General features: G+C 63.3%; 25 protein-coding genes. 9 read left to right on the top strand and 16 right to left on the bottom strand.

All coding sequences use genetic code 11. The features are described 5' to 3' along the window. Nucleotides 1–5: 5 nt before the first annotated feature. The 7 genes from KYT97_RS00765 to rimP all read right to left on the bottom strand — a co-directional run bounded on the left by KYT97_RS00765 (nucleotide 6) and on the right by rimP (nucleotide 7,224). Nucleotides 6–1,010 carry a DHH family phosphoesterase gene (locus KYT97_RS00765; protein ID WP_084702753.1) on the bottom strand — a complete coding sequence of 335 codons (1,005 nt, stop codon included), beginning with the start codon at nucleotides 1,008–1,010 and terminating at the stop codon, nucleotides 6–8. Between the two features lie 12 nt (nucleotides 1,011–1,022). Beyond that, complete coding sequence (gene rbfA / locus KYT97_RS00760) at nucleotides 1,023–1,508, bottom strand: 30S ribosome-binding factor RbfA (protein WP_033234908.1); 486 nt, start codon at nucleotides 1,506–1,508, stop codon at nucleotides 1,023–1,025. Nucleotides 1,509–1,657: 149 nt separating this feature from the next. Then, complete coding sequence (locus tag KYT97_RS00755; RefSeq protein ID WP_033234909.1) at nucleotides 1,658–1,948, bottom strand: DUF503 domain-containing protein; 291 nt, start codon at nucleotides 1,946–1,948, stop codon at nucleotides 1,658–1,660. A gap of 139 nt (nucleotides 1,949–2,087) precedes the next feature. After that, on the bottom strand, nucleotides 2,088–5,087 hold the full coding sequence (gene infB / locus KYT97_RS00750) for a translation initiation factor IF-2 (RefSeq protein ID WP_084702751.1): 3,000 nt from the start codon (nucleotides 5,085–5,087) through the stop codon (nucleotides 2,088–2,090). Nucleotides 5,088–5,195: 108 nt separating this feature from the next. Further along, complete coding sequence (locus KYT97_RS00745) at nucleotides 5,196–5,546, bottom strand: YlxR family protein (protein WP_045067292.1); 351 nt, start codon at nucleotides 5,544–5,546, stop codon at nucleotides 5,196–5,198. A gap of 44 nt (nucleotides 5,547–5,590) precedes the next feature. Then, nucleotides 5,591–6,622 carry a transcription termination factor NusA gene (gene nusA / locus KYT97_RS00740; protein ID WP_033234910.1) on the bottom strand — a complete coding sequence of 344 codons (1,032 nt, stop codon included), beginning with the start codon at nucleotides 6,620–6,622 and terminating at the stop codon, nucleotides 5,591–5,593. Further along, complete coding sequence (rimP, locus tag KYT97_RS00735) at nucleotides 6,619–7,224, bottom strand: ribosome maturation factor RimP (RefSeq protein WP_219111583.1); 606 nt, start codon at nucleotides 7,222–7,224, stop codon at nucleotides 6,619–6,621. The genes nusA and rimP overlap by 4 nt, the downstream gene beginning before the upstream one ends. A gap of 268 nt (nucleotides 7,225–7,492) precedes the next feature. Here rimP and KYT97_RS00730 point away from each other — a divergent pair, with 268 nt between their 5' ends. Next, nucleotides 7,493–7,996 (top strand): hypothetical protein, encoded by a 504-nt coding sequence (locus tag KYT97_RS00730; protein ID WP_033234912.1) that lies wholly within the window; start codon nucleotides 7,493–7,495, stop codon nucleotides 7,994–7,996. Beyond that, entirely contained in the window at nucleotides 7,993–8,439 is a 447-nt protein-coding gene (locus KYT97_RS00725) for a ferritin-like domain-containing protein (RefSeq protein WP_219111582.1), read from the top strand. The genes KYT97_RS00730 and KYT97_RS00725 overlap by 4 nt, the downstream gene beginning before the upstream one ends. Before the next feature lie 52 nt (nucleotides 8,440–8,491). Here KYT97_RS00725 and KYT97_RS00720 read toward each other — a convergent pair whose 3' ends face one another. Continuing rightward, on the bottom strand, nucleotides 8,492–9,904 hold the full coding sequence (locus KYT97_RS00720; RefSeq protein ID WP_219111581.1) for a DHA2 family efflux MFS transporter permease subunit: 1,413 nt from the start codon (nucleotides 9,902–9,904) through the stop codon (nucleotides 8,492–8,494). Nucleotides 9,905–9,974: 70 nt separating this feature from the next. Between KYT97_RS00720 and KYT97_RS00715 the strand changes: the two genes are divergently transcribed. The 3 genes from KYT97_RS00715 to KYT97_RS00705 all read left to right on the top strand — a co-directional run bounded on the left by KYT97_RS00715 (nucleotide 9,975) and on the right by KYT97_RS00705 (nucleotide 12,028). Further along, nucleotides 9,975–10,610 (top strand): TetR/AcrR family transcriptional regulator, encoded by a 636-nt coding sequence (locus KYT97_RS00715; protein WP_245005982.1) that lies wholly within the window; start codon nucleotides 9,975–9,977, stop codon nucleotides 10,608–10,610. 93 nt (nucleotides 10,611–10,703) lie between these two features. After that, complete coding sequence (locus tag KYT97_RS00710) at nucleotides 10,704–11,201, top strand: nuclear transport factor 2 family protein (protein WP_033235020.1); 498 nt, start codon at nucleotides 10,704–10,706, stop codon at nucleotides 11,199–11,201. Further along, entirely contained in the window at nucleotides 11,198–12,028 is an 831-nt protein-coding gene (locus tag KYT97_RS00705) for an SDR family NAD(P)-dependent oxidoreductase (protein ID WP_045067289.1), read from the top strand. Before KYT97_RS00710 ends, KYT97_RS00705 begins: the two co-directional genes overlap by 4 nt. On the opposite strand, the gene KYT97_RS00700 is transcribed toward KYT97_RS00705, so the two are convergent. Then, on the bottom strand, nucleotides 11,990–12,982 hold the full coding sequence (locus tag KYT97_RS00700; RefSeq protein ID WP_219111580.1) for a DMT family transporter: 993 nt from the start codon (nucleotides 12,980–12,982) through the stop codon (nucleotides 11,990–11,992). The genes KYT97_RS00705 and KYT97_RS00700 overlap by 39 nt on opposite strands. Between KYT97_RS00700 and KYT97_RS00695 the strand changes: the two genes are divergently transcribed. Further along, nucleotides 12,981–14,381: an aminotransferase-like domain-containing protein gene (locus KYT97_RS00695; protein ID WP_219111579.1), complete on the top strand. Its 1,401-nt coding sequence runs from the start codon at nucleotides 12,981–12,983 to the stop codon at nucleotides 14,379–14,381. The two genes, KYT97_RS00700 and KYT97_RS00695, sit on opposite strands and share 2 nt — an antisense overlap. 50 nt (nucleotides 14,382–14,431) lie before the next feature. Beyond that, nucleotides 14,432–14,857 carry a pyridoxamine 5'-phosphate oxidase family protein gene (locus KYT97_RS00690; protein ID WP_033234918.1) on the top strand — a complete coding sequence of 142 codons (426 nt, stop codon included), beginning with the start codon at nucleotides 14,432–14,434 and terminating at the stop codon, nucleotides 14,855–14,857. Between the two features lie 53 nt (nucleotides 14,858–14,910). Here the strand turns inward: KYT97_RS00690 and KYT97_RS00685 are convergent, their stop codons facing one another. The 5 genes from KYT97_RS00685 to KYT97_RS00665 form a co-directional block, all read right to left on the bottom strand. Next, entirely contained in the window at nucleotides 14,911–15,690 is a 780-nt protein-coding gene (locus KYT97_RS00685; protein WP_219111578.1) for a nuclear transport factor 2 family protein, read from the bottom strand. Then, the gene (locus tag KYT97_RS00680) at nucleotides 15,687–17,417 is read right to left on the bottom strand and encodes an acyl-CoA dehydrogenase family protein (protein ID WP_219111577.1); all 1,731 of its coding nucleotides are present in this window, start codon (nucleotides 17,415–17,417) and stop codon (nucleotides 15,687–15,689) included. The genes KYT97_RS00685 and KYT97_RS00680 overlap by 4 nt, the downstream gene beginning before the upstream one ends. Before the next feature lie 58 nt (nucleotides 17,418–17,475). Then, nucleotides 17,476–18,135: a rhomboid-like protein gene (locus tag KYT97_RS00675; protein WP_219112749.1), complete on the bottom strand. Its 660-nt coding sequence runs from the start codon at nucleotides 18,133–18,135 to the stop codon at nucleotides 17,476–17,478. A gap of 22 nt (nucleotides 18,136–18,157) precedes the next feature. Next, a complete protein-coding gene (locus tag KYT97_RS00670) occupies nucleotides 18,158–18,829 on the bottom strand; it encodes an O-methyltransferase (protein ID WP_033234922.1) in 672 nt (223 codons plus the stop codon). A 79-nt stretch (nucleotides 18,830–18,908) separates the two neighbouring features. After that, the gene (locus KYT97_RS00665) at nucleotides 18,909–20,654 is read right to left on the bottom strand and encodes a proline--tRNA ligase (protein ID WP_033234923.1); all 1,746 of its coding nucleotides are present in this window, start codon (nucleotides 20,652–20,654) and stop codon (nucleotides 18,909–18,911) included. A gap of 55 nt (nucleotides 20,655–20,709) precedes the next feature. Between KYT97_RS00665 and yaaA the strand changes: the two genes are divergently transcribed. Continuing rightward, nucleotides 20,710–21,453: a peroxide stress protein YaaA gene (gene yaaA, locus KYT97_RS00660; protein ID WP_033234924.1), complete on the top strand. Its 744-nt coding sequence runs from the start codon at nucleotides 20,710–20,712 to the stop codon at nucleotides 21,451–21,453. A 175-nt stretch (nucleotides 21,454–21,628) separates the two neighbouring features. Further along, nucleotides 21,629–22,495 (top strand): AraC family transcriptional regulator, encoded by an 867-nt coding sequence (locus KYT97_RS00655; RefSeq protein ID WP_219111576.1) that lies wholly within the window; start codon nucleotides 21,629–21,631, stop codon nucleotides 22,493–22,495. Between the two features lie 47 nt (nucleotides 22,496–22,542). On the opposite strand, the gene KYT97_RS00650 is transcribed toward KYT97_RS00655, so the two are convergent. Beyond that, entirely contained in the window at nucleotides 22,543–24,051 is a 1,509-nt protein-coding gene (locus KYT97_RS00650) for a protein adenylyltransferase SelO (protein ID WP_219111575.1), read from the bottom strand. A 35-nt stretch (nucleotides 24,052–24,086) separates the two neighbouring features. Continuing rightward, a complete protein-coding gene (locus KYT97_RS00645; protein ID WP_033234926.1) occupies nucleotides 24,087–24,515 on the bottom strand; it encodes a CBS domain-containing protein in 429 nt (142 codons plus the stop codon). Between the last annotated feature and the right edge of the window lie 33 nt (nucleotides 24,516–24,548).

The raw sequence follows: 24,548 nt of genomic DNA, 5'->3' as shown, positions 1-24,548 counted from the left end.
GACACTCACCCCAGTGCGGCAATCAACGCTGCAACCGTCTGCTCACTCGAATCGGTCGAGGTGTAGCCGGCCGAGAGCCGATGCCCACCGCCACCAAGACTCTCCGCGACAGCCGAAACGTCGACATCGGTCTTCGCGCGCAACGATATCGACCAGCTGCCGGTTTCCGATTCCTTGAGCACAGCGGCAACCTCGGCTTCCGACGTCGTCCGGACGATGTCGACAACGCTCTCGATTTCCTCGGACCGCAGATCTCCGATGTCGTCGCGGCGGATCACCGCGTATACGAGACCACGACCGCCCGCGGCGCTTCGTACCAGCGTCGCCGAGCCGAGAACCGACGACAGCATCGGCAGCCAGCCGAACGGATGCGTGTCGAGAAGTTGCCGAGCGATGGTGTCGCCGTCGATACCGGTGGCTAACAGCCGGGCCGCAAGAACATGCGTCGACGGCCCGCCCCAACGGAAGGACCCCGTATCGGTCACCAGACCGGCATACAGGCAATGGGCCACGTCACGATCGATCTCCACGCCCCAAAAATCGAACAACCGTGCCAGCAGAGCCGTCGTCGATGCTGCGGATTCGTCCACGACGTTGATCGCACCGAATTCCGAATTGGATCGATGATGATCCACGACGACAGTGCTGGCCGCACCAGCCAACCGATCCGCAAGAGCGCCCAAGCGCCCGGTGCTTCCCACGTCGACGGTGACCAGGACGTCCACTTCGGAACGCACGGAAGTCGGTGGAACCAACAGATGCAGACCGGGAAATCCGAGCATGGACTCGGGCAGGTGCGCAGGCCGGCTGAAGGCAACCTGAACCGAAACGCCCCTGCGCTCGAGCGCCAACCCCAATGCCAGACCGCTGCCGATAGTGTCTGCGTCAGGCTGGATGTGGCACAGGACAGTTGCCGTCCGAGCCGCATCCAGCACTTCGATTGCCCGCGCGAAGCCTGCCCGGCAAGGATCCTCGCAAGGGTCTCCGTCAGCGCGTGCGGTGATCGTCATCCTCGCTGCGGGTCAGTCGAGATCTCGAGCATCCGAGGCAACGACGTCGTCATCGTCGTCAGCAGCTACTCGTGGCTCCTTGTACGGATCTGCATCACCGGCAGGCTGAGCTCCCTCGCGAGCCTTGGCGAGCTCGCCGTCGGCGGCACGCGCACGAGCCAACAGCTCTTCCATGTGGCGCGCAGTATCGGGAACGGTGTCCGCGACAAACGTCAGCGTCGGGGTAAAACGGACACCGGTGCCGGCGCCCACCTTCGACCGGAGAACACCCTTGGCCTTCTCGAGACCGGCTGCAGCAGCTTCGACGTCGGGTGCGGAATCGACCTTTTCACCCATCACGGTGTAGTACACGGTCGCATCGTGCAGGTCGTTGGTGACCTTCGTGTCGGTGATGGTCACAAAAGCAAGCCGCGGATCCTTGATCTCGTGGTCGATTGCGGTCGCGACAATCGTGCCGATTCGTTTTGCGAGCTTACGGGCCCGGGCGGGATCCACCATGATCTCTGTCTCCTTCTCCCTGGACTTTCGATTCCACGGACATTCGATTTCACGCACATCCGATACGAGATAACTCGATCGTTCACAATGTTCGATTTACAAGAATTATTACCGACACCAGTCTTGTGCATCGCCGCCCACCGACCAAATCAGTCCTCGGGACCGAAGACGCGCCGACGTACGGCAAGTAACTGCATTTCCGGTCGCGCTGCAACCGCTCGCTCACAACGATCGAGTACGTCGTGCAGATGATCCATCGACGAACTGACCGCAGCAACACCGACCAAGGCGCGGCGAAGACGCCCCTGTTCCCCGGCTTCCGCCGCACTGATACCGAAACGCCGCAGTTCGGTCAGAATCGGCGACACCAGCGAACGCTTTTCCTTGAGGGAGTGGACATCTCCGAAAAGAATGTCGAACTCCAACGCACCTACGAACATTTTCCCCCAGACCGTTTCTCGTCCCAGACCGCTTCCTCGTCGGCATAGCCGAATGGACTCTCCCGGACATTGTGGTCAATGTCCAGGAGAGTCCATGTCAGTCAATAGTCACGAGCGCCCCCAGCGCCCGCGGCGACTACTAGTCGCGCGGCTTCTCACGAAGCTCGTAGCACTCCAGAACGTCACCGATCTTGATATCGGAGTAGGTGACGGTCAGACCACACTCGTAGCCTTCGCGAACCTCGGTGGCGTCTTCCTTCTCCCGCTTGAGCGAGGAGATGGTGACCGTCTCGGCGACAACCTTGCTGTCGCGGATGAGCCGTGCCTTGGCGTTGCGACGGATGCTGCCCGACGTGACCAAGCAACCGGCAATGTTGCCGATCTTGGACGAACGGAACATCGCGCGGATCTCCGCCTTGCCCAGCTCGACCTCTTCGTACACCGGCTTGAGCAGACCCTTGAGAGCCTTCTCGACCTCGTCGATGGCCTGGTAGATCACCGAGTAGTACCGGATGTCGACACCCTCGCGGTTCGCCAGCTCGGTCGCCTTGCCTTCGGCACGGACGTTGAAGCCGATGATGATCGCGTTGGAAGCCGCTGCCAGGTTGACGTTGGTCTCCGTGACGCCACCGACACCGCGGTCGATGACGCGCAACTGCACCTCGTCGTCGATCGGGATAGCCAGCAGTGCCTCTTCGAGAGCCTCGACGGTTCCCGAGTTGTCGCCCTTGAGGATCAAGTTCAGCTGCGAATGTTCCTTCAGAGCTGCATCGAGATCGTCCAGGCTGATTCGCTTGCGGCTCTTCGCTGCCAACGCGTTGCGCTTACGTGCATTGCGACGGTCAGCGATCTGACGGGCAATACGGTCCTCGTCGACCACGAGCAGGTTGTCGCCTGCACCGGGGACGGACGTGAAGCCGATGACCTGAACCGGACGCGAAGGCAGTGCCTCGTGGACGTCCTCGCCGTGCTCGTCCACCATGCGGCGGACGCGGCCGTATGCATCACCGGCGACGATGGAATCGCCGACGCGCAGCGTTCCGCGCTGGATGAGCACTGTGGCAACGGGGCCACGGCCACGGTCGAGGTGAGCCTCGATCGCAACACCCTGTGCATCCATGTCCGGGTTTGCGCGCAGATCCAGGGAGGCATCCGCGGTCAGCAGCACAGCTTCGAGAAGCTGATCGATGTGCAGACCCTGCTTCGCCGAGATGTCGACGAACATGGTGTCTCCGCCGTATTCCTCGGCGACCAGTCCGTACTCGGTCAGCTGCTGACGGATCTTGTCCGGGTTGGCGCCTTCCTTGTCGATCTTGTTGACCGCGACCACGATCGGCACGTCGGCCGCCTGGGCGTGGTTGATCGCTTCCACCGTCTGCGGCATGACACCGTCGTCGGCTGCGACAACGAGGATCGCGAGGTCGGTGGCCTTGGCACCACGAGCACGCATGGCCGTGAAGGCCTCGTGACCGGGGGTGTCGATGAACGTCACGAGACGCTCGTTGCCCTCGAGCTCGGTGAGCACCTGGTAAGCACCGATGTGCTGCGTGATGCCGCCGGCTTCGCCCTCACGGACGTTGGCCTTACGGATCACGTCGAGCAGTCGGGTCTTACCGTGGTCGACGTGGCCCATGACGGTGACCACAGGCGGACGGGACTCGAGGTCCTCTTCTCCGCCGGCGTCCTCGCCGTAGGTGAGGTCGAAGTGTTCGAGCAGCTCACGGTCTTCGTCCTCAGGGCTGACGACCTGAACGACGTAGTTCATTTCGCCGCCGAGAAGCTCCAGCGTCTCGTCGTTGACCGACTGCGTTGCCGTGACCATCTCGCCGAGATTGAACAGTGCCTGCACAAGTGCTGCGGGGTTCGCATCGATCTTGTCTGCGAAGTCGGACAGCGACGCGCCGCGAGCGAGACGGATGGTCTCGCCGTTGCCGCGAGGCAGCCTGACGCCACCGACTGCGGGAGCCTGCATGCTCTCGTACTCGGCGCGCTTTGCCCGCTTCGACTTACGTCCACGACGAACTGCTCCGCCGGGACGACCGAATGCACCTGCTGCTGCGCCGCGCTGACCGGGACGGCCACCGCCGCCGGGACGACCGCGGAAACCACCTGCGGGAGCTCCGCCACCGGGAGCACCTGCACCGGCACCTGCGCCGCCGCCGGGAGCTCCGCCACCGCGGTACCCACCGCCGCCGCCACCGGGACGACCGCCGGGAGCGCCACCGGGCCGGCCCGGACGACCTGCGCCGCCACCGGGCGCGGGACGAGCGGAACGAGCAGGCATTGCACCCGGGTTCGGGCGAGGAGGCATGGAGCCGGGGCTCGGACGGGGTCCACCCTGACCTGCGGGCGGACGGGGTCCACCCTGGCCGGGAGCCGGACGAGGACCGCCCTGGCCGGGAGCCGGACGAGGACCGCCCTGGCCGGGAGCCGGACGGGGTCCACCCTGGCCGGGAGCCGGACGAGATCCACCCTGCGCCGCGGGACGCGGAGCGCCCGGACGAGGACCGCTCTGGCCCGGAGCCGGACGTGGTGCCGGACGCTCAGCCGGAGCCGAGGAGTACGGGTTGTTTCCGACGCGCGGAGCCTTGGGCATCGGACGAGGTCCACCGGGCTTTGCGCCGGTCGACGGTGCTGCCGGAGCAGCTGCAGCGGGAGCTGCCGGTGCCGCGGGAGCTGCCGGAGCCGGACGAGCCGGCTTCGGAGCGTTGCTGGGTGCAGCGGGCGCATTGAACGTCGGCGTGGGAACTGCCGGCGTCGTAGGAGCCGGTGCTGCGGGAGCCGACGGTGCTGCCGGGGCCGGAGCTGCAGCAGCCGGGGCTGCCGGTGCTGCGGGAGCCGGTGCGGCCGGCTTGGGGCCGGGACGCTGCCCGGGACGCGGTGCGCCGGGCTTTGCTGCCGACGGCGACGGTGCGCCTGGCTTTGCTGCGGGCTTTGCCGCTGCGTCGCCGGACGCGGGCTTGGTTTCTGCACCACCGGCAGACGGGAATGATTCCCGCAGACGACGTGCGACGGGCGCCTCCACTGTGGATGACGCAGACTTTACGAACTCGCCCTGCTCTTTGAGCGTTGCGAGTAGTTCCTTGCTGGTAACACCGAGCTCTTTAGCCAACTCGTGTACGCGGGCCTTGCCTGCCACTGCTCTCCTCACTGATGAGGTCGAGCAGGAGGCATCCCACAGATGTGGGTCCCACACGACCTCGGGTTATAGCCGATGGACGTTCATCGTTGGTGCTTCACGGTGTGCTCATGAGTGCTTGTGCCTGTTCTTCTCGAGAGGTACTGCTTTTGTGTGAACTGCGTCGACCAGCTGGTCGACAGCGGACGTGTCCAGATTTCCGGACACTCGCAGTGCTCTGCTGAATGCTCGGCGCCGCTCTGCCAGGCTCAGGCAACTCGGATCCAGGTGCAGCCATGCACCTCGACCGTGGAGCCTTCGCAATACGTCGGGGACAAGCAGGGAACCCTCCGGCCCCTGCCCACCAACCACGACCCTCAACAGATCGGCAGCCGACCCTTGTTCCCTGCATCCCACACACGTTCTGACCGGCGAACCGGGCGTCGCGCGCGCAAAATCCGAGGACTCACGTCGAACCATCGTCTACTCTACCGTCGAACTGTCTGGAACACTGCATTCCACCGTTATCCGTTTGACGCGCCGGAGCGATCCGACGCGTCGTCGACCGGTGCTGCATCGCTTCGAATATCAATACGCCAACCGGTCAACCGCGCAGCAAGGCGGGCATTTTGACCCTCCTTGCCGATGGCCAGCGACAGCTGGAAATCAGGCACGATAACCCGAGCTGCGCGGGCATCGAGGTCGACAACAGTGACGGAGACCACTTTCGACGGAGAGAGTGCGTTGCCCACAAATGTCGCGGGGTCCTCGTCGTAGTCGATGATGTCGATCTTCTCGCCGGCAAGTTCGCTCATGACGTTACGCACGCGCTGCCCCATAGGACCGATGCATGCACCCTTCGCATTGAGCCCGTGAACGCGCGACGCAACCGCGATCTTGGAACGGTGACCAGCTTCGCGGGCAACATTGATGATCTCGACGCTGCCGTCGGCAATTTCGGGAACCTCGAGTGCAAACAGCTTCCGAACCAGGTTCGGATGGGTGCGCGACAGCGTGATCTGCGGGCCGCGCGCGCCGCGGGCAACCCCGACGACGTAGCACTTGATGCGCTCGCCGTGCTCGTAGCTTTCACCAGGAACCTGCTCGGCCGGCGGAAGCAGGCCTTCGGTGCCATGCGCGTCGCTGCCGATTCGCACGACAACCATGCCACGCGAGTTCGCGCGGGTGTCTCGCTGGATCACACCACCGACGATTTCGCCTTCGTGCGTCGAGTACTCGCCGAAACTGCGCTCGTGCTCGGCATCACGCAGACGCTGAAGAATCACCTGACGCGCGGTGGTCGCCGCGATCCGGCCGAAGCCCTCGGGGGTGTCGTCCCACTCGGCGCCCACCATATTTCCGTCGGAGTCGGTGTCGTGAGCCATGACTCGCACCGATCCGGTCTTGAGATTGACGTCGATCCGAGCGTTCTGCTTGTGGCCCTCGGTGTGTCGGTACGCCGTCAGCAGCGCGGTCTGGATCGTGGCGATCACTGTTTCGATCGGGACGCCTTTTTCGGCCTCGATCGCTCGCAACGCTGCAATGTCGATATTCACTTGTCGAACCCTTCTTCGTTATCTACGTCTTCTACGTCTTCTTCGGAATCGAGCACCTGTGCGTCGGACTCGTCGAGGTCCGTATGCACTGCCCGACCCTCCGGAATTCCTCCGGCAAGTTCCAGCTCTGCGTCGCTCGGCTTCGAAAACTCGACCTGCACAACAGCTTTCTGCACGTCTGCCAGCGGTATCCCGCGGACTGTCAGACCGCCGCGACCGTTCATGACCACTGCAACCGAATCCTCGCCGAGGACACCGATTCGACCGACGACGGTCTCGTCGGCAAGATCGATGCGTGCTTTGCGCCCACGTGCGCGGCGCCAATGTCGCTCTGCTGTCAGCGGCCGATCGATCCCGGGCGACGTGACCTCGAGCGTGTACGGCGCTTCCCCGATTTCCTCGAGGCTGTCGAACAACTCGGAGACGAGCCGACTGATCTCGGCAGCGGCATCCAGTTCGATACCGGCGTCACTGTCGACCATGATGCGAACGGCGCTGTGCTTGCCCGCATTAGTGACCACGACGTCCTCGACGTCGTAGCCCTTGGACTGCACGAGTTCGGAGACCAGCTCGATAACCCTGTCCTTGGATGGCACCGGCATCTCGCGAACTCCTCGTTTCAGTTGTCGTCGACTCGCATCGACTCGGTGTTGTCAGTCTGTGTGGCTCAGGCCTGTGTGATGCAGGTCTCGAAGTAGCAGGTACCCAGTTTGTGGGCATGCCAAAGACACCATTCGCCACACTGTCCGGCCAAGCATCCAAGAGTACCGCCCCTTCGAGATGACTGCGACCAGACCGACCGTTACACATCACACGTGAACACGTTTGCCTGATTCGAACGAATCGCGCGGTACCTGGCACCATGGACGAGTGCTGACGCCCCTATCCACCACCTCCCACTCCCGCCGGAGTGCGCTGAAGATCGCAGGTGCGGCATCGATCGGCGCCATCGCCTTCGCGGCCACAGCGTGTACTGACAACGGCTCCGCCCAGGCCGCCGTAGAAGTCGACCAGCTGACCTCGCAGGCCGATCGCGCACGAGCAGACGCCGCCGCTGCAAGCAATTCGATCGCGCTGGCACCGGAACGTGTTGCCGCGCTCACGACGATCAGCGCGGAGCGCACCGCTCATGCCGATGCCCTCGACGCCGAGATCGCGCGAGCGGCAGGCGGGGGTGCCGGCACCACGTCAACGCCGTCAGCGTCGTCGACCGCACCGGCAGCGCCCGCGGGGATCGACGCCGTGCGCGCGTCGTTAGCGGAGTCCGCTCGCAGCGCTGCCGATCTCGCTCGGACGACATCGGGCTATCGCGCCGGACTACTCGGTTCGATCAGCGCGGCGTGCGCCACCCAGACGGCGGTACTGCTGCCATGAGCATTCTGCGCACATCGACAACCAGTGATTCAGCCGTGCTCGACGCCATCGAATCCGAGAACGCCGCAATCTTCGCTTACGGCGTCGTCGCAGCGTTCTCCAACCCGGCTCGGGCCAACGAGGTTGCCACCCACATGGCAACCCACCGGGCGCGCCGTGACGCTCTCTCCGTCATCGCCGTCGACGCGGGCCTCACTCCCCCGATTGCCGCCGCCGGCTACGACATCCCTTTCCCGGTCACCGACGCCATCACGGCAGCGCAGTTGGCGGCACAGATCGAAGCCGATACCGCGGCTGCGTATCGCGCGTTGATCGAACAGGCCGATTCCGACGATCTCCGCACTTTCGGAGTCGAGGCGCTCACAGACGCCTCGATCCGCGGGGCTGGATGGAACCTCGCACTCGGGACAACTCCCGCAACATCGGCGTTTCCCGGCGAATAGTGCTGTGCGCCTTCATTAACCGCCCGCGGTTGATAAAGGCGCACAGCAAAACTCACTTCCGAGTCGGCACAAACCACGCCGCCACTACCGCGACCAGTACAAAACATCCGCCGACTCGCAGGGCCGGCGTCAGTGCTTCGCTGTATCCCAGCGGCGTCAACGCTCCACCTGCGGCCAGGAACACCGCTGTCAGGACTGCGATTCCCAATGCGACGCCGATCTCGCGAAGTGTTGCGTTGGTCGAACTGGCCGTGCCGTGATCCGGCGCGTCCATGTCGACGAGTACCGCGGTGGCATTGGGCGCGAAGGTCAGCCCCATGCCCATTCCGGCCATGAGAAGTGCGGGGACGAGTGACGCGTACGTGGCGTCGGGACCGATGCGAGCAGCCAACCAGAACAACGCGCCGGCTTGTAGACCGAGACCGGTGAGAAGCAGCGGCCGCAGTCCCACTTTCGGGGCGAGGAAGCCCGCGAGCGGGGCGAACACCATCGGCGCCGCGGTCCATGGAAGCGTCCGCAACCCGGCTTCGAACGGTGTGAACCCCATCGCGATCTGGAGGTACTGCGAGAGCAGGAACACCGCACCGAAGATGCCGATCGAGAAGGTCAGTCCGATCACGTTTGCCATCGAGAAGCTTCTGGATCGGAACAGACGCAACGGCATCACGGGGTGCGACGTGGTTCGTTCGCGAACGATGAACAGCCCCAAGGCAACTACGGCACCCACCAGCGATGCGACAACACCGAAGGAACCCCAACCGTCGTCGTTTCCGTGAACGATGCCCCAGACAGCGAGGAACACACCAAGTCCGGCCAGCGCGACCCCGGCGACGTCCAAAGGTTGCTTCCGCCCGGTCGATTCGCGCAGTGCATACATTGCGAGCGGAACTGCGACGATTGCTACCGGCACGTTGATCCAGAAGATCCCTTGCCACGAAAAACCGTCGACCACAGCGCCGCCCACCACCGGACCCATCGCGATACCGAGCCCCGATACTCCACCCCAGATGCCGATTGCCATGGCGCGCTTGGCTTCCGGAACCGCAGCCACGAGCAGTGTCAGCGAGAGCGGCATGATGGCGGCAGCGCCGACGCCTTGAACGGCGCGTGCCGCGATCAACAGTCCTGCCGATGTCGAGAGCGCGGAGGCAATTGACGCCGCGGTGAACAGTCCGATCCCGCCGACGAACATGCGTCGCCTACCCCAGCGATCGCCGAGCGTCGTCGCCGACAACATCAGCGTCGCAAACGCAAGCGTGTACGCATTCATGAACCACTGCAACTGGCTCACGGACGCATTCAGGTCCTTCTCGATCACCGGCAATGCGCTGGTCATCACCAGATTGTCGAGGGTTGCCATGAACATCGGCAGGGACGCCGCGACGATCGCAATCGCAACCGGTACTGATCGCCTGCGGGTCCCTTCCGAACCGGGTGCGGCACCGGCATTCGCCAAAACAGTCATTGCACGCCTTCGCTTAGGTATCAGTTGATTACTTATTCGACGCTAAGTTATCAACTGATAACCTGTCAATATGTCGAGCGAAGATTCCGCCACACCCAAGCGAAGGATGAGCGCGCCCCAGCGCCGGGCGCTTGTCCTTGCAGCAGCCACCAGGGCCTTCGCCCGCGGCGGATACTCCGGCACCAGCACCGATGCGGTCGCGAAGGAAGCCGGTGTCTCGCAGCCGTACATTGTGCGCATGTTCGGAACGAAAGCAGAACTGTTCCGGGCGGTGTTCGCGCGAGCACTCGACGAGATCGTCCGAACCTTCACCGAAAAGCTGGACACACTTGATATCGAGCCTGACGATCCGGAGTTCTGGGCCGAGCTCGGTTCCGCCTACGGCGAGCTGATCCTGGACCGCGACCTACTGCTCGTCATGCTGCACGGGTTCGCCACCGGCACAGACGACATCGCCACCGTGTCTCGGTTCGCGATGTCGAAGATCTACAGCCTGGTGCGTGATCGAACCGGTTGCACCCCCGAGCAGGCCCGGATGTTCATCGCCAACGGCATGCTCATCAACAATCTGCTCGCGATGAAAGCGCCGGACCACATCGACGAGGATCCCGCGTTAGGGGAACTGTGCGTCAGCGTCTTCGGCGAATCGGCCGCAACAACACTCTCCGCCACCGGCACCGCGCCTGCATCCGACTCGGACACCTGACCGGCCACTGGGATTTACGTCACATGTGTGATGGAACGCACCATAGAGTCGGGTTCCGACACATCACGTAAAACCGGACGAAAAGGACCGACGTTGGATCTTGCACAACGCATCGACGCCCTCGAGCAGATCGAAGAGATCAAAAAGCTCAAGTACAACTACTGGCGCGCCTGTGATGCCAAGGACCCGGTCGCGTTCCGCAACAGTTTCATCAAGAGCGGCGCGTCCATCGACTACGGCCAGTTGGGGGCGTTCGACGACGCGGGCCCGATGGCCGACATCTTCACTGCAGTCGCCCTGCGCAAAGTCGACGGCCACTACGCGGTCCTCGACATGCACCACGGACTTCACCCCGATATCGAAATAACTTCGGAGACTTCCGCACTCGGACGATGGACGCTGCAGTTCCGCCAGATCGACACCGTCGCTCGGACTCAGAAATTGATGACGGGCGAATACGACGACGCGTATGTGATCGAGGACGGAGCGTGGAAGATGAGTCGCTGCCACTTCACGGAGACGTGGTCGATGACCACTCCCCTGTCAGCCGAGACCGTCCTCGCCGAGGGATCAGTGGGGAGTCAAGAATGACTGGATCAAAGGTTGCACTGGTAACCGGCGCGAGTCGCAGTGTCGGCAAAGGAATCGCGTTGGCGCTGGGCAGCGACGGCTGGACCGTGTATGTGACCGCGCGCGGTGAAGTCGGCACCAACAGCCCACTCGACGCTGCAGCCGCGGAGATCACCGAGCGTGGTGGCCGGGGAATCGCCGTGCAGTGTGATCACAGCGATGATCAGCAAATCGTTGATCTCTTTGCCCGCATTGCCGACGAGCAGTCCGGCCGTCTCGATCTCCTCGTCAACAACGTGTGGGCCAACCCTGCCGGCTACGCAGGTTTCACGGATCCGTTCTGGAAGCGCCCCGTCGCCGACTGGGACTCCCTGATCGGGATCGGTTTGCGCGCGCATTACGTCGCGTCCGTGGAAGCCGCCAAGTTGATGGTTCCGCGCGGAAGCGGTGTCATCGGCCATATCTCGTCGTTCGGCAGCCGCGGATACTTGCACTCCGTGCTGTACGGGATGTCGAAGACCGGACTCGACAAGATGGCCGCGGACATGGCCGTCGAGTTGAAAGGAACCGGAGTCACCGCACTGTCCTTCTGGCTCGGCTTGATTCGCAACGAGCGAATGGAAGCCAGCGGAATGGAGAGCTTCGAGGGCTTCTCCCTCGCCGAGGCGGAAACCCCGGAATTCGTCGGGCAGGTCATCACGGCACTGGCCAACGATCCCGACGTCAACTCCCGCAGCGGGCACACGCTGATCACCGCGGAAACTGCACTCGACTACGGAATCACCGACGCCAACGGCAAGCAGCCGGCGTCACATCGTGCTGCATTCGGTGGCGGCCCGCTCTTCTGAGCCACGCACACCGGACGCCGTAGCGGCGTCGCGCACCCTCGCGGTGCCCGGCGCCGCTACGCGCGCCTTGAGCGCAAGCCACGCGCAGCCAATCACCACGATGCCGCCCGCGACGATGGACAGCGACAATTCCTCGCCCAGGATCAAGGCCGACCACGCGATGCTGAGAACCGGTTGAACCAGCTGCGTCTGACTGACTGTGGAGATCGGCCCCATCGCCAGGCCCCGGTACCAGGGGAAGAAACCGAGAAACATGCTGATGGCACCGAGGTAGGCAAACGCAAGCCATGAATTGGCGTCGGCGTGGACGGGCGTATTCACCACCGACACAACGGTCATGGTGGCCGTAACGGGCAGTGCGAGAATCAACGCCCAGGCGATTGTCTGCCATGATCCGATTTCGCGGGCCAGCAAAGCTCCTTCGGAGTACCCGAGAGCAGCACAGATCACTGCCCCGACCAGCAGAAGATCCGCGAGGTGGAACGAACCGAGTCCGCCGCCTGCACATGCGACGAACACTGCCACCGATATCGCGCCGGCCGCACTCGCCCACCAAAATGCCTGACTCGGCCGTTCTTTCCCCCGAAGTACGGCCAGTACGGCCGTCGCGGCAGGCAATAGCCCGATCACGACGGCGGCATGACTGGCCGGTGATGTTTGCACTGCAAACGTGGTGAGTAGAGGGAACCCGAGAACGACTCCGATGGCGACAAGTGCAATCCGTGCCCATTGCCGAAGGCTGGGAATGGCGGCGCGCGAAGCCAGCAGCGCAATCGTCGCCAACCCTCCCGCCACTACAGCCCGGCCGGCGCCGATGAACAACGGATCAAGGTCAGCGACTGCGATTCTTGTCAGTGGAACCGTGAACGAAAACGCCAGAACTCCCAGGAGCCCCCACCACAGACCCGATAGCGGTGCCGATCCGTTTGCGATAGCGCTACTATTGTCATTCATGTCCCACGATAGCAGTAGCCGACGGGTAGTCGACGGCTTGCGCACGCTGATCGCGTCGTCGACCGCCGGAATGCAACTCCCCTCCACTCGGGCGCTGGCCGCAACGCACGGCGTGGGGCCTGTCACTGTGCAGCACGCAATCCGCCAACTCGTGGGTGAAGGCCTGGTTGAAACCCGCCCAGGTTCGGGAAATTTCGTCGCCCGCAAGCGAGCGCCTCAGATATCCGACTATTCTTGGCAGACAACCAGTCTCGGTCCGAGCCGGGTCGACGCCAATCCCATCGGATCAAGCATGCTCACGGTTACGGCAGACACGATCTCGCTGCACAGCGGCTACCCAACGGACGAGTTGCTTCCCCTTCGTCAGATCCGCGGAGCACTGTCGAGGGCTGCGCGGAGCTCACTTGCGGCACGTCGACCGCACACCGCAGGGCTTGGAGAACTCCGCGAGTGGTTCGCCCACGAGCTCACCACGGGCGGCGCTACCACGGTGCGCGATTCCGACGTCCTGATCACACCCGGAGGGCAGAGTGCACTGTCTTCGACGTTCCGGGCGCTTGCAGGTCCCGGCGATGCCATCGTGATGGAGTCGCCCACGTACTGGGGTGCCATCGCAGCAGCCAAACAGGCCGGGCTGAGCGTTGTGCCCGTCGCCCGCGGGACGCACGCGCCGGATCCGGATGATCTTGCCACCACGTTCGAACTCTCCGGAGCGCGCTTGTTCTATGCGCAACCACATTTTGCCAACCCAACCGGAGCACTCTGGTCGGACGCTGAGAGGCAATCGATCATGAAGGTCGTGCGCGATCACGGTGTATTCGTGATCGAAGACGACTGGGCGCACGATTTCGGAATCGACATGGACGCCACTCCCCTGGCTGCGAACGACCCCGACGGCCACGTGATCTACGTCCGGTCGCTCACCAAGAGCACGTCGCCGGCACTACGGGTCGCGGCCGTTGTTGCACGCGGTCCGGCGCGACGACGAATCGAAACCGATCGCACCATCGATGACCTGTACGTTTCCGGGATTCTGCAAGCTGCGGCGGTCGACGTCCTCACCCAACCTTCGTGGGTTACTCATCGGCGAAACGTTCGCGAACTACTGCGCGAACGGCGTGACCATCTGATCCGCGAATTGGATACTCATGCACCGGAACTCACGCTCACCCACAAACCCGCCGGTGGTCTCAACTTATGGCTTCGCCTGCCGGACGGCTCCGATTCCGAAACGTTTGCAACCAGGTGCCTCACGCACGGCCTCTCGATTTCCCCTGGGGCCGAGTGGTTTCCGGCGGAACCAACCGCCGCATACATTCGTCTGAACTTCGGCGGTTCACATCCAGATCGTTTCGAGGAAGCCGCCCGGATCCTGGCCGATCAACTCGTCCCGAAATGAGGGCGCCACAACGCTGGCCAGCCTGTCGAATGCCGCTGTAGTCTCAGGTGATGGCACTCTCCGAGAATGAGCGTGAACAGTTTCTGGCCGAGCCGCACGTAGCAGCGCTGTCGGTGGCGAACAACTCCGAGCGCGGTCCGTTGACAGTCCCGATCTGGTATCTCTATTCACCAGGTGGCAGCCCCTGGATTCTCACGGGAAAAGGATCGAAAAAGGCCCAGCTCATAGAGTCTGCTGGGCACTTCTCCCTCATGGCTCAACGACTCGAGCCGACCATCCGCTATGTGAGCGTCGAAGGTTCCGTCGACAAAATCGTGCCTGGAACCGACGAGATGCTGGTCGAAGTATCGCGGCGATATTTGACCCCGGACAAGGTTGACGGTTATCTCGACTTTGCCCGCTCTCAACTGGGCGAGCAGGTCGCAATTTACATGAAACCGCACACCTGGCTGTCCGCCGATCTCGGCGCTCTCTAAACAAGGACGACGCAGGCTCGGCGCGCCGGAATCGGTGCGCCGAGCCAATAACGTCAGCTCTCGGTGAAGAACCGCACCCGGTTGATCCGATGCCCCGAGGCCTCGAATCCGAAGAGCGCGATGGCCGGTTCACCGCAGACGACAACGCTTGCCGTGGCCGTGCGGCCGGCAGCGAGGACCTTGCCCCGGCTCACGCCGGCCAGAAGATCGTTGGCGTCTGCGGTAGACAGGTGCGTGCCCGCCGGAAGCTCGACCGGAATGGGCGGAATCCGGCCGACCTTTGCGGCGTCGAGGAATCGTGTTGCCGCCCGCTTGCCCTTGGACCCGACCCCGAGGATGCCGCTGGAGAAGCCAATCGCTCCCCCGATCCCCTGGTTGGACAGCAACTGCGGCGTGAGCTTGGCCGCAGCCTTGACGCCTGCTGCGCCCGCGGTGGCAAGCTGACTCAACATGGTCGCCAATTCCCAATGGGCGTAGAGGGTTCCGATCTGCAACGAATCCGGCTCGCCCACCAGGTCGTAGCGCAGATGCATCGGCACGTTCAGGACAACGCCCGTCGACATTTCGGTGGCGAGGCTGAGGTCGCGCCACACTGTTCGGCCACACACTATGTCGCGCTCGACATGGAACGTGATGGTGTTCGGGGCAATGAATGTGTCGTAGAACTTCTCGATCGACGCCCGCCCGTTGTGCGGACGCGAACCAACAGGATCATTGACCTGACCGTCTGCGCTGAACAGCGACACCCACGCCGAACGATCGTGTGCACCGACAGCTTTGGGAGATCCCTCGACTACCGCCATCAACTGATCGCGGGTTGCCACCGCGCTCATGCGCGCATCTCGTATGCGCCGTCGTAGGCCTTGACCTGCTGCCACACGCGGTCGAAGCGCTCACTGTCTACGACGGGCTTGCGCACAGCTGCGAGCGCCCAAGCTTGCTGTTCCGGTGTCGACGACGGTTTCCCGTGCAGCGCAATCGCATAGCCGGAGAAATCGCGAATCTGGAAGTCGAAGATCTGATCCACGACATCGGCGTCGAGTCCGGCGATGTCGGCCTGCTCGAGGATCAGATGCCCGTACACGACGAGCGAGAACAGATGCCCGACGTTGAGCATGAAATCGAGATCCTTCTGCTGCTGCGCGTCCGGCGCTGCGGCAGTGAGCAATTCGGTGAGTGCGATCGCCTGCTCGTAGAAACGAGCGACGTTCGGGATCGAAGAGTGCTTCTCGTACACCGGCTTCCACTCGTGGAACTGAATTTTCGCGGCGCCGCGAGTCGGTCCCTGATTCCAGAAGAACTCGTCGTCGGCTGCGTCGTCGCGCGTGACGATCTCCGGGAACTCTGCCGGATTGAAGAGGTAGTTCGGCAAGAACTTGAGGATCAAGCCGACATTGACGTGAACGGTGCCTTCGAGCTTGGGCAGTGTGCCGATCACCTGCGCGGCTTCGCGGAAGTACGTGGACTTCTCGTAGCCCTTGGCAGCAATAACGTCGTGCAGAAGTCCGACAACGCGCTCACCTTCTGAGGTGACCTTGGCCTTGGTCATCGGGTTGAACAGAAGGTAGCGACGGTCATCGAGACTCGCACTGCGGAAGTAGTCGACAGCCCGCGCGCTGAACTGCTTCATCGCAACCAGCCGGGAGTACGCGTCGACAAACGCCGCTCGGACGTGAGCGAAGTCGGTGACGGGATTTCCGTACAGAATTCGATTCTGCGCGTGGGTGATTGCCTCGAAGAACGCGTGCTCGCTGATTCCGATCGAACCGGTGCAGAGGTTGAACTTTCCGACGTTCACGGTGTTGAGCGCTGCCTCGAACGCCGCGACACCGGTGTGCAGGATGTCTTCCTCGCGGACCGGGTAGTCCTCCAAGCGGAAGTTGCTGACGTACATCTGACCACGGAGGACGTTGTCGACGAGGTGGTAGTTCGGGTGCGCGCTGTCCGCAACGAAGAACACGTACCCCTCGGGTCCGTCGACATCGGTGCGACGCCCGAATACCGACACCATTCCGGCGACGTTGCCGTTGCCGATGTAGTACTTCTCACCGCTGGCCCGGAAGGCAACGTCGCCGTCGGCCGGAGTGAGAAGCATGTCGGTGGAGTAGACGTCGGCGCCATGGTCGCGCTCGGAGAGTCCGAACGCCATGACTCCGCCGTCGGTGAGTTCCTGCGCTGCACGCTTCTTTGCGGCGTCGTTGTCACTCATCCAGATCGGTCCGAGTCCGAGGATCGTGACCTGCCACGCGTACCAGTACGCGAGTCCGTAAAAGCCGAAGACCTCACTCAGTGCCGCGTTGCGGGCACCGTCCCAGCGACGGTTCTCGTCGCCGTCGGCGTAAGCCGCTGGAGTCTGGAATGTCGCGAACAACTTCTCCTTCTTGACGAAGTCGAGGAAGTCCGACACCCAAACAGCTTCGAGATCGTCATGCAGGAGCTGATTCTTGCCACGGCTTTCGAACCATTCGACTGTTGCCAGCAGCAGCCTGCGAGTCTCGGGATCAAAACGGGCAAAATCTTCGGTGTGGGGGTTGAACAGCAATCCGTCGGTGTCAGACACGTCATACCTTTCGTCGATGCCGTAAACCTACCAGTGAGTAACTTAGGTTGGGAAGAGTTCACGAAGCCGGCGCAGCCCTCCGCGCCGGCAATAGATCCGCCGGATTCCACACCCCCGTCCGAGCCCGCGTCAGCGGATAACACGCCACTCCGAGAAGTAACGCCGACATGTGCCCGACCGCAGTGAATGTCGTAGCAAAGATCAACGGCACCGCATAGAAAATCACTGCTGCACCGAGGTAGACGTAGCGCCAGGGCTTCGAAATCCGGTACACGAGAACACCGACGACACCGGCCAATCCGTAGCTGACCCCGACATCGAGAGTGTTGACCGCCGACTCTGCGACATATCCGTGCCGAATGCCTTCGTAGAGAACACCTTCACTGATGTAGGTGGCGCCGACGTGCGCGATCACGACAACGCACAACCACCGCCACGTCCCGAGCCAGCGCTCTGCCGTGGCATGAAAAACAGTGAACAGAACCAAATACCCCAGCCAGCCACCACCTTCGAGCCAGAAGGCACTCGAGAACAGGACGCGGATCGGGTCTTCGGAGAGGTGATGCAGATTAGTGGAGCGTTTACCGAGAAAGTGTTCCTCGACATTGTCGGGAAGATGCCGCAGGAACAGTGTGGTGAAGAGCAGGGCCAACAACCAGATATACGTCCCGGGTGCGCTCCGCACCCACTGCCATACCGCCTTTGCTGCCCCCAGCATCCTCACCGCTTCGAGTGTGCGCTCACTCGTTGACTACTGCAACGGCGAACCCGTCCCACCCCTTCGATCCGACGGTCTGAATCGCGGTGCCGTCGAGTCGCGGTTCGGCCGCGATCATCTCGAGGACGGCACGACTGGCCTTGACTCGCTCGTCGTCGATGTCCGGATTCGAGACGTGTCCCCCACGCACGACGTTGTCGACGACGATGACGGTTCCCGGGTGCGACAGTGCAAGGGCCCACCGCACGTATTCGCTGTTGTTTTCCTTGTCCGCGTCGATGAACACCAGGTCGAAGGGACCGAGTTCTTCCTTCGCGATCAACGGCAGGCTGTCGAGGGCAGCGCCGACGCGGATGTCGACCCGATCGGCGAGTTCGGCGCGTTCGATGTTGGCGCGCGCTACCTCGGCGTGTGCCGGCTCGAATTCGAGACTGATGACGCGTCCCGACGGTCCGACGGCGCGGGCCAACCAGATGGTGCTGTACCCGCCGAGGGTTCCGATTTCGAGGACGTTGCGCGCCAGGCACATTCGAGCAAACAGATGGAGCAACTTGCCTTGGTTCGGCGCTACGTCGATAGGCGGCAGGCCGGCCGCGGTGTTGGCGGCGAGTGCCGCATCGAGGACCGGATCTTCACCTACCAACGTGGAGACAAGGTAACCGTCGACTTCTGCCCAATCCGGTTCGCGTTCCATAGGAACGATTGTGGCAGAAAAGAAGGGCCGCCGCAGACACCTCGAACGGTGTCTGCGGCGGCCCGCACATCTTCTGGGATCAGCCGCGAACTGCGGCGATGATCTCCTCGATTGCCGAATCGGCGTCGATTTCGCGGCTTTCGCCGGTGAAGCGGTCGCGGATTTCGACCTTACCGTCGGCCCAACCACGGCCGACGACAACGATCAGCGGAACACCGATCAGCTCGGAGTCCTTGAACTTCACGCCAGGCGACGCCTTTCGGTCGTCGAGAATCACTTCGAGTCCGGCACGGTCGAGTTGCGCCGCGAGGCCTTCGGCGCCTTCGCGAGCGGTCTCGTCCTTGTTCGCGATGACGAGGTAGACATCGGCCGGTGAGACCTCGGCGGGCCAACGCAGGCCCTTCTCGTCGTGGTGCTGCTCGGCGATGACGGCCACGAGGCGCGAGACGCCGACGCCGTACGAACCCATGGTCGGGCGAACCGGCTTGCCGTTCTCGGCGAGGACGTCGACGTTGAACACATCGGTGTACTTGCGGCCGAGCTGGAAGACGTGACCGATTTCGATACCGCGGGCCGAGACCAGCGTGCCGGCTCCGTCGGGAGATGCGTCGCCGTCGCGAACCTCGGCGGCTTCGATGGTTCCGTCGGGTGTGAAGTCGCGACCGGCAACAAGGCCGACAACGTGCTTGCCGTCTTCGTCGGCGCCGGTGATCCAGCTGGTGCCGTCCACGACGCGCGGATCAACGAGGTAGCGAACACCGTTGGCCTGCAGCGCCTTCGGGCCGATGTAGCCCTTGGCCAGGAACGGGTTGTTCTTGAAGTCGGTCTCGGTGATCATCACGAACTCGGCGGGCTCGAGCGAAGCTTCGAGGCGCTTTTCGTCGACCTCACGGTCGCCGGGGATGCCGATGCCGAGAAGTTCCCATTCGCCGCCGGGCAGGCGGGTCTTGACCATGATGTTCTTGAGGGTGTCGGCAGCGGTGATCGTGCGGCCGAGGTCGGCACCGTTCGCCCAGTCCACCAGGGTGTCGATGGTGGGGGTGTTCGCGGTGTCGTAGACCTTGGCCTCAGGCAGTCCGTCGAACGGAATGGCTTCGGGCACAACCGTCTTGACGGCCTCGACATTTGCGGCGTAACCGGATTCGAGGCAGCGCACGTAGGTGTCTTCGCCGATCTCACTCTCGGCGAGGAACTCTTCGGATGCGCTGCCGCCCATCGCGCCCGACGTAGCCGAGACGATGACGTACTTGACGCCCAACCGCGTGAAGATCTTCTCGTACGCGTCGCGGTGCGCCTGGTACGACGCCGTCAGACCCTCGTCGGTGAGGTCGAAGGAGTACGAGTCCTTCATGACGAACTCGCGGCCACGCAGAATGCCGGCGCGCGGACGCTCTTCGTCGCGGTACTTGGTCTGCACCTGGTACAGGGTGACCGGGAAATCCTTGTAGGAGTTGTACTCACCCTTGACCGTCAGAGCAAAAAGCTCCTCGTGGGTCGGGCCGAGCATGTAGTCGTTACCCTTGCGGTCCTTGAGGCGGAACAGTCCGGCGCCGTATTCGGTCCACCGGTTGGATGCCTCGTAGGGTTCACGCGGCAGCAATGCGGGGAGCAGGATTTCCTGGCCTCCCATGGCATTCATCTCTTCGCGGACAACGCGCTCGACCTCGCGCAGCACCCGCAATCCCAGTGGCAACCACGAGTAGACGCCTGGAGCGATTCGGCGCACGTAGCCGGCGCGAACCAGCAGTTTGTGGCTCGCAACTTCGGCGTCCGAGGGATCGTCACGCAGGGTACGCAGGAACAGGTGGGACAGACGGGTAATCACGAGGTACAAGGATAGTCGGCGCTGTACCGTCCGCAGGCGTCGGTACGGTATCGGGGTGCTTGTATTGCTGCCTCCCTCAGAAACCAAGTCCGACGGCGGCAAGGACGCGCCCCTCGATCTGGCTGAACTGTCGATGCCCCAGTTGACCGAAACGCGCGAATTGCTGGTGCAGACGCTCGTCGATCTAGCCGCCGATGTCGACGCCTCGTGCCAGGCGCTGGGGCTCGGACCGACCCAGGCGGACGAGGTGGAACGCAACGCGAAACTGTGGGTCTCGGCAACCCGCCCCGCCTTGCAGCGTTACACCGGTGTGCTGTTCGACGCCCTTGACGCGAAGTCGTTCACGCGCGCTCAGAAGGCCAAGGCACTCGATCGAATCGCTATCGGTTCTGCCCTGTTCGGCGCCGTCCGGGCAGGCGATCTGATTCCCGCCTACCGCCTCTCCGGCGGGTCCAAGCTGCCGGGGATGGGGACGCTGCGCTCGCTGTGGAAGCCGGAGCTGCCGAAGGCCTTGGCCGCCGAAGCCGACGGCCTTGTCATCGATCTACGATCCGGCACCTACCAAGACCTCGGACCTGTTCCTGACGCACTAATCGCCACCGTGCTAACCGAAAAGCCGGACGGCACCCGCACCGTGGTCAGTCACTTCAACAAGCATCACAAGGGTCTGCTCGCGCGCGCCCTGGTGGTCTCGCGCGCCGAACCCAGCGACATCAAGGGAGTTGCCCGAGTCGCGTCGAAGGCGGGCCTGCGCGTGGAAATCGCGTCGGAGCGCGAATTGATCATCCTGACGGATTGACGACTTCACCAGCCGATCAACCCTGCACCGCAAAGTCAGCTGGACGGTTTGTGCACGGCACTTCTGAAAACGGAATGTCGGAGGACGACTGCGCGTACAAAGACGATCCGATCGGACCGCGATAGTAGGGTGCCGATCGGGACGACCCGGAAGTGTGGGTGTCGAAGGAGGCGCCATGATCGCGGAGCTGAACAGACTGGTCGAGTTGGTCGAGGATCGTCTGAACGACGACCTCGATGTGGCTTCATTGGCGACTGAGCTCGGCACGACGGAATACCACCTCCGGCGGATGTTCTCGTCCCTGGCGGGCATGCCGCTGTCGGAGTACATCCGGCGTCGCCGCATGTCGGTCGCAGCGGCAGACGTTCTCGGAAACGGGAACCTGCTGAGCATCGCGGTCCGCTACGGCTACGGGTCGACCGAAGCCTTCGGCCGAGCCTTCCGATCCGTGCACGGCGTCAGCCCCGGCGACGTCAAGCGAGATGGCGGCCCCCTTCGAACGCAACCGCAGCTCAGGTTCCGCCTGACCGTAGAAGGGAACATCACCATGGACACCCGCATCACCGATCGACCGGCGCTCCGCCTCGTCGGCCACGCCACGCGCGTGCCCCTCATCCACGAGGGCGTCAACCCCCACATCCAAGCCCACATCGCTTCTCTGCCGCCTGCAGAGCACGCCCGCCTCAAAGCGCTGGGCAACACCGAACCGGCCGGCCTGCTCCAAGTGAGCGCCGACGTCGACCCGGATTACACCGAGGGAAGCGAGTTGACCTACCTGCACGGCATCGCCGTCACCGACACGACGCCGGTGCCCGACGATCTCGACACGATCGAGGTTCCTGCCGGTAGGTGGGCGGTGTTCCGCACCGAGGGCGAGTATCCGGCTGCGTTGCAGGCGACCTGGGCAGCGACCGCGACGGACTGGTTTCCGTCGAACCCGTGGCGACTCCGGCCGGGTCCGTCGATCGTCGCAGTTCTCGACCGCGCCGATGATTTCAGTACGGCCACGTGCGAACTGTGGCTCCCGGTGGAACGCGCATGATCAAGCGGCCCGCCGGCAGTGAGGTGCTGGCGGTGTTCGATCATAAATCAAGTGCCACAGAAGGTTTGGAACGTTTCACTGAAAGACTGCGGGGCCGCCTCGGTGTAGTCGGACCACTCGTCGCGTCGGTCGAACGGATGCGTGACAACCTCGAGCAGCTTCTCGAAGGGAACGAGGTCCCCGTCGGTCGCGGCAGACAGAGCAGCATCGAGCTGATGATTACGCGGAATGTATAGCGGGTTGACGCGATCCATCGCGCTCGCGGTCTCCACGGCCTCGCGTCCCTGTTCCGTCAGGGCGTCGTGCCACCGCTGCAACCAGGGCGCGATGTGATCCCGTGGCACGAGGTCGTCGAGGGGCGCCGAATTTCCGCGCAGTTCGTCCGCGAGAGCACGGAAACTGCCCGTCCAATCAGCACCGTGTTCCGCCAACAATGTCAGCAGATCGTCGACAAGCGCCCGATCGACAATCGGGTGGGCCAGACCGAGCTTTGCCGCCATGCCGGCCGCGTAGTGGCCCTCGTAACGCTCGTCGAAGGTGTCGAGAACTGCCGACGCCGCGGAAATCGCATCGTCGGGTGTGGAATCGATCAGCGGCAACAGTGTTTCTGCCAAGCGCGCCAGATTCCACTTCAAGACGGCGGGCTGATTGCCGAACGCGTAGCGGCCGCCGCTGTCGATCGAGCTGAACACTGCCGCCGGATCGAACGCGTCGAGGAAGGCGCACGGACCGTAATCGATGGTCTCCCCCGAAATTGTCGTGTTGTCGGTGTTCATCACTCCGTGTACAAAACCGATGAGCATCCACCGCGCCACCAGTGACGCCTGCGCCTCGACCACCCCCTCGAGGAACCTCAGGTAGCGATTGTGTGTACCCGTTGCCGGCAGTTCGGTCAGCTCCGGGTAGTGCCGGGCGATCGCGTAATCGGCGAGCGACTGCAAGACCTCGCCCTGCCGGGCCGCGAACTCGAAGGTCCCAACTCGAAGGTGACTCGACGCGATCCGTGCAAGCACGGCACCGGGTTCTGCGCCGTTGCGGCGAACGTCCCGTCCAGTCGCCACCACCGACAGCGCGCGCGTGGTGGGGACACCGAGGGCATACATCGCCTCACTGACCAGATATTCGCGCAGCATCGGCCCGACAACTGCATACCCGTCACCGCCCCGAGAGAACGGCGTGCGCCCCGAGCCCTTGAGATGCAGATCCACTCGCCGACCGTCACCGGTCGACAGTTCACCGAGTAGCAACGCCCGACCGTCCCCGAGGATCGGTGCGTATCCACCGAACTGATGACCCGCATACGCCATCGCCACCGGTTTTGCCCCAACCGGCACCGTCGACCCGGACAGGACGCCAACCCCGTCCACACTTTGCAGCGCGTCTACGTCCAAGCCCAACGATGCAGCCAGCCGTTCGTTGACGACGAGCAACTGCGGGTCAGGCGCGGCAGTACCTTGCCACGGAACCGTCAAAGCGCCAAGCTCGTCAGCGAACGTGCTCTCGAGGCCGGTCACGGATGTGCCAGTGCCTGCTGTGGAATCCTGGATTGCAGCCATCACACGAGAGTAGCCACCGTGAGACAGCCCATCGATCAGCCCTGGTCGATGTACGACTCGAGGTGATCGCGCTCGCTCTGCAACTCGTCGATCCGGCTCTTGACCACGTCACCGATGCTGACGATTCCGAGCAGTTCGCCGTCCTCGATGACCGGCAGATGGCGGATTCGGCGATCGGTCATGATCGCGGCAATACTGTCCACGGAATCAGCAGGCACGCACGTGTACATCAACGCTGTCATCACCTCGGACACTTCCGTGGCCAGCAATTCCGGACCCCGCTCGTGCAAACGCCGCACGACATCGCGCTCGGAGATGATTCCGACAACCGCGTCGCCGTCGAGGACGACCATTGCGCCGATGTTGTGGCGGGCAAGATCGCACAGCAACGCGTTGACGGTGGTGTGAGCGTCGATGGTGACAATGCTGTTGCCCTTGTTGCGCAAGATATCCGCGATCCGCATCACGGCACTCCGATCCTTCGAGAATCTCGGCCC

The sequence above is a fragment of the Rhodococcus globerulus genome (assembly GCF_019334125.1).
Classification (GTDB): Bacteria; Actinomycetota; Actinomycetes; order Mycobacteriales; family Mycobacteriaceae; genus Rhodococcus_F; species Rhodococcus_F globerula.
Note: the sequence above shows the minus strand (reverse complement) of the source record. Positions and strands in the feature narration are given on the sequence as shown.

Excerpts from the sequence above, each read along its gene's own strand:
- KYT97_RS00765 (WP_084702753.1), bottom strand. The coding sequence starts at position 1,010 with ATGACGATCACCGCACGCGCTGACGGAGACCCTTGCGAGGATCCTTGC.
- rbfA (WP_033234908.1), bottom strand. The coding sequence starts at position 1,508 with ATGGTGGATCCCGCCCGGGCCCGTAAGCTCGCAAAACGAATCGGCACG.
- KYT97_RS00755 (WP_033234909.1), bottom strand. The coding sequence starts at position 1,948 with ATGTTCGTAGGTGCGTTGGAGTTCGACATTCTTTTCGGAGATGTCCAC.
- KYT97_RS00745 (WP_045067292.1), bottom strand. The coding sequence starts at position 5,546 with ATGGTTCGACGTGAGTCCTCGGATTTTGCGCGCGCGACGCCCGGTTCG.
- rimP (WP_219111583.1), bottom strand. The coding sequence starts at position 7,224 with ATGCCGGTGCCATCCAAGGACAGGGTTATCGAGCTGGTCTCCGAACTC.
- KYT97_RS00725 (WP_219111582.1), top strand. The coding sequence starts at position 7,993 with ATGAGCATTCTGCGCACATCGACAACCAGTGATTCAGCCGTGCTCGAC.
- KYT97_RS00720 (WP_219111581.1), bottom strand. The coding sequence starts at position 9,904 with ATGACTGTTTTGGCGAATGCCGGTGCCGCACCCGGTTCGGAAGGGACC.
- KYT97_RS00715 (WP_245005982.1), top strand. The coding sequence starts at position 9,975 with ATGTCGAGCGAAGATTCCGCCACACCCAAGCGAAGGATGAGCGCGCCC.
- KYT97_RS00705 (WP_045067289.1), top strand. The coding sequence starts at position 11,198 with ATGACTGGATCAAAGGTTGCACTGGTAACCGGCGCGAGTCGCAGTGTC.
- KYT97_RS00695 (WP_219111579.1), top strand. The coding sequence starts at position 12,981 with ATGTCCCACGATAGCAGTAGCCGACGGGTAGTCGACGGCTTGCGCACG.
- KYT97_RS00700 (WP_219111580.1), bottom strand. The coding sequence starts at position 12,982 with ATGAATGACAATAGTAGCGCTATCGCAAACGGATCGGCACCGCTATCG.
- KYT97_RS00690 (WP_033234918.1), top strand. The coding sequence starts at position 14,432 with ATGGCACTCTCCGAGAATGAGCGTGAACAGTTTCTGGCCGAGCCGCAC.
- KYT97_RS00685 (WP_219111578.1), bottom strand. The coding sequence starts at position 15,690 with ATGAGCGCGGTGGCAACCCGCGATCAGTTGATGGCGGTAGTCGAGGGA.
- KYT97_RS00675 (WP_219112749.1), bottom strand. The coding sequence starts at position 18,135 with ATGCTGGGGGCAGCAAAGGCGGTATGGCAGTGGGTGCGGAGCGCACCC.
- KYT97_RS00670 (WP_033234922.1), bottom strand. The coding sequence starts at position 18,829 with ATGGAACGCGAACCGGATTGGGCAGAAGTCGACGGTTACCTTGTCTCC.
- KYT97_RS00655 (WP_219111576.1), top strand. The coding sequence starts at position 21,629 with ATGATCGCGGAGCTGAACAGACTGGTCGAGTTGGTCGAGGATCGTCTG.
- KYT97_RS00650 (WP_219111575.1), bottom strand. The coding sequence starts at position 24,051 with ATGGCTGCAATCCAGGATTCCACAGCAGGCACTGGCACATCCGTGACC.
- KYT97_RS00645 (WP_033234926.1), bottom strand. The coding sequence starts at position 24,515 with ATGCGGATCGCGGATATCTTGCGCAACAAGGGCAACAGCATTGTCACC.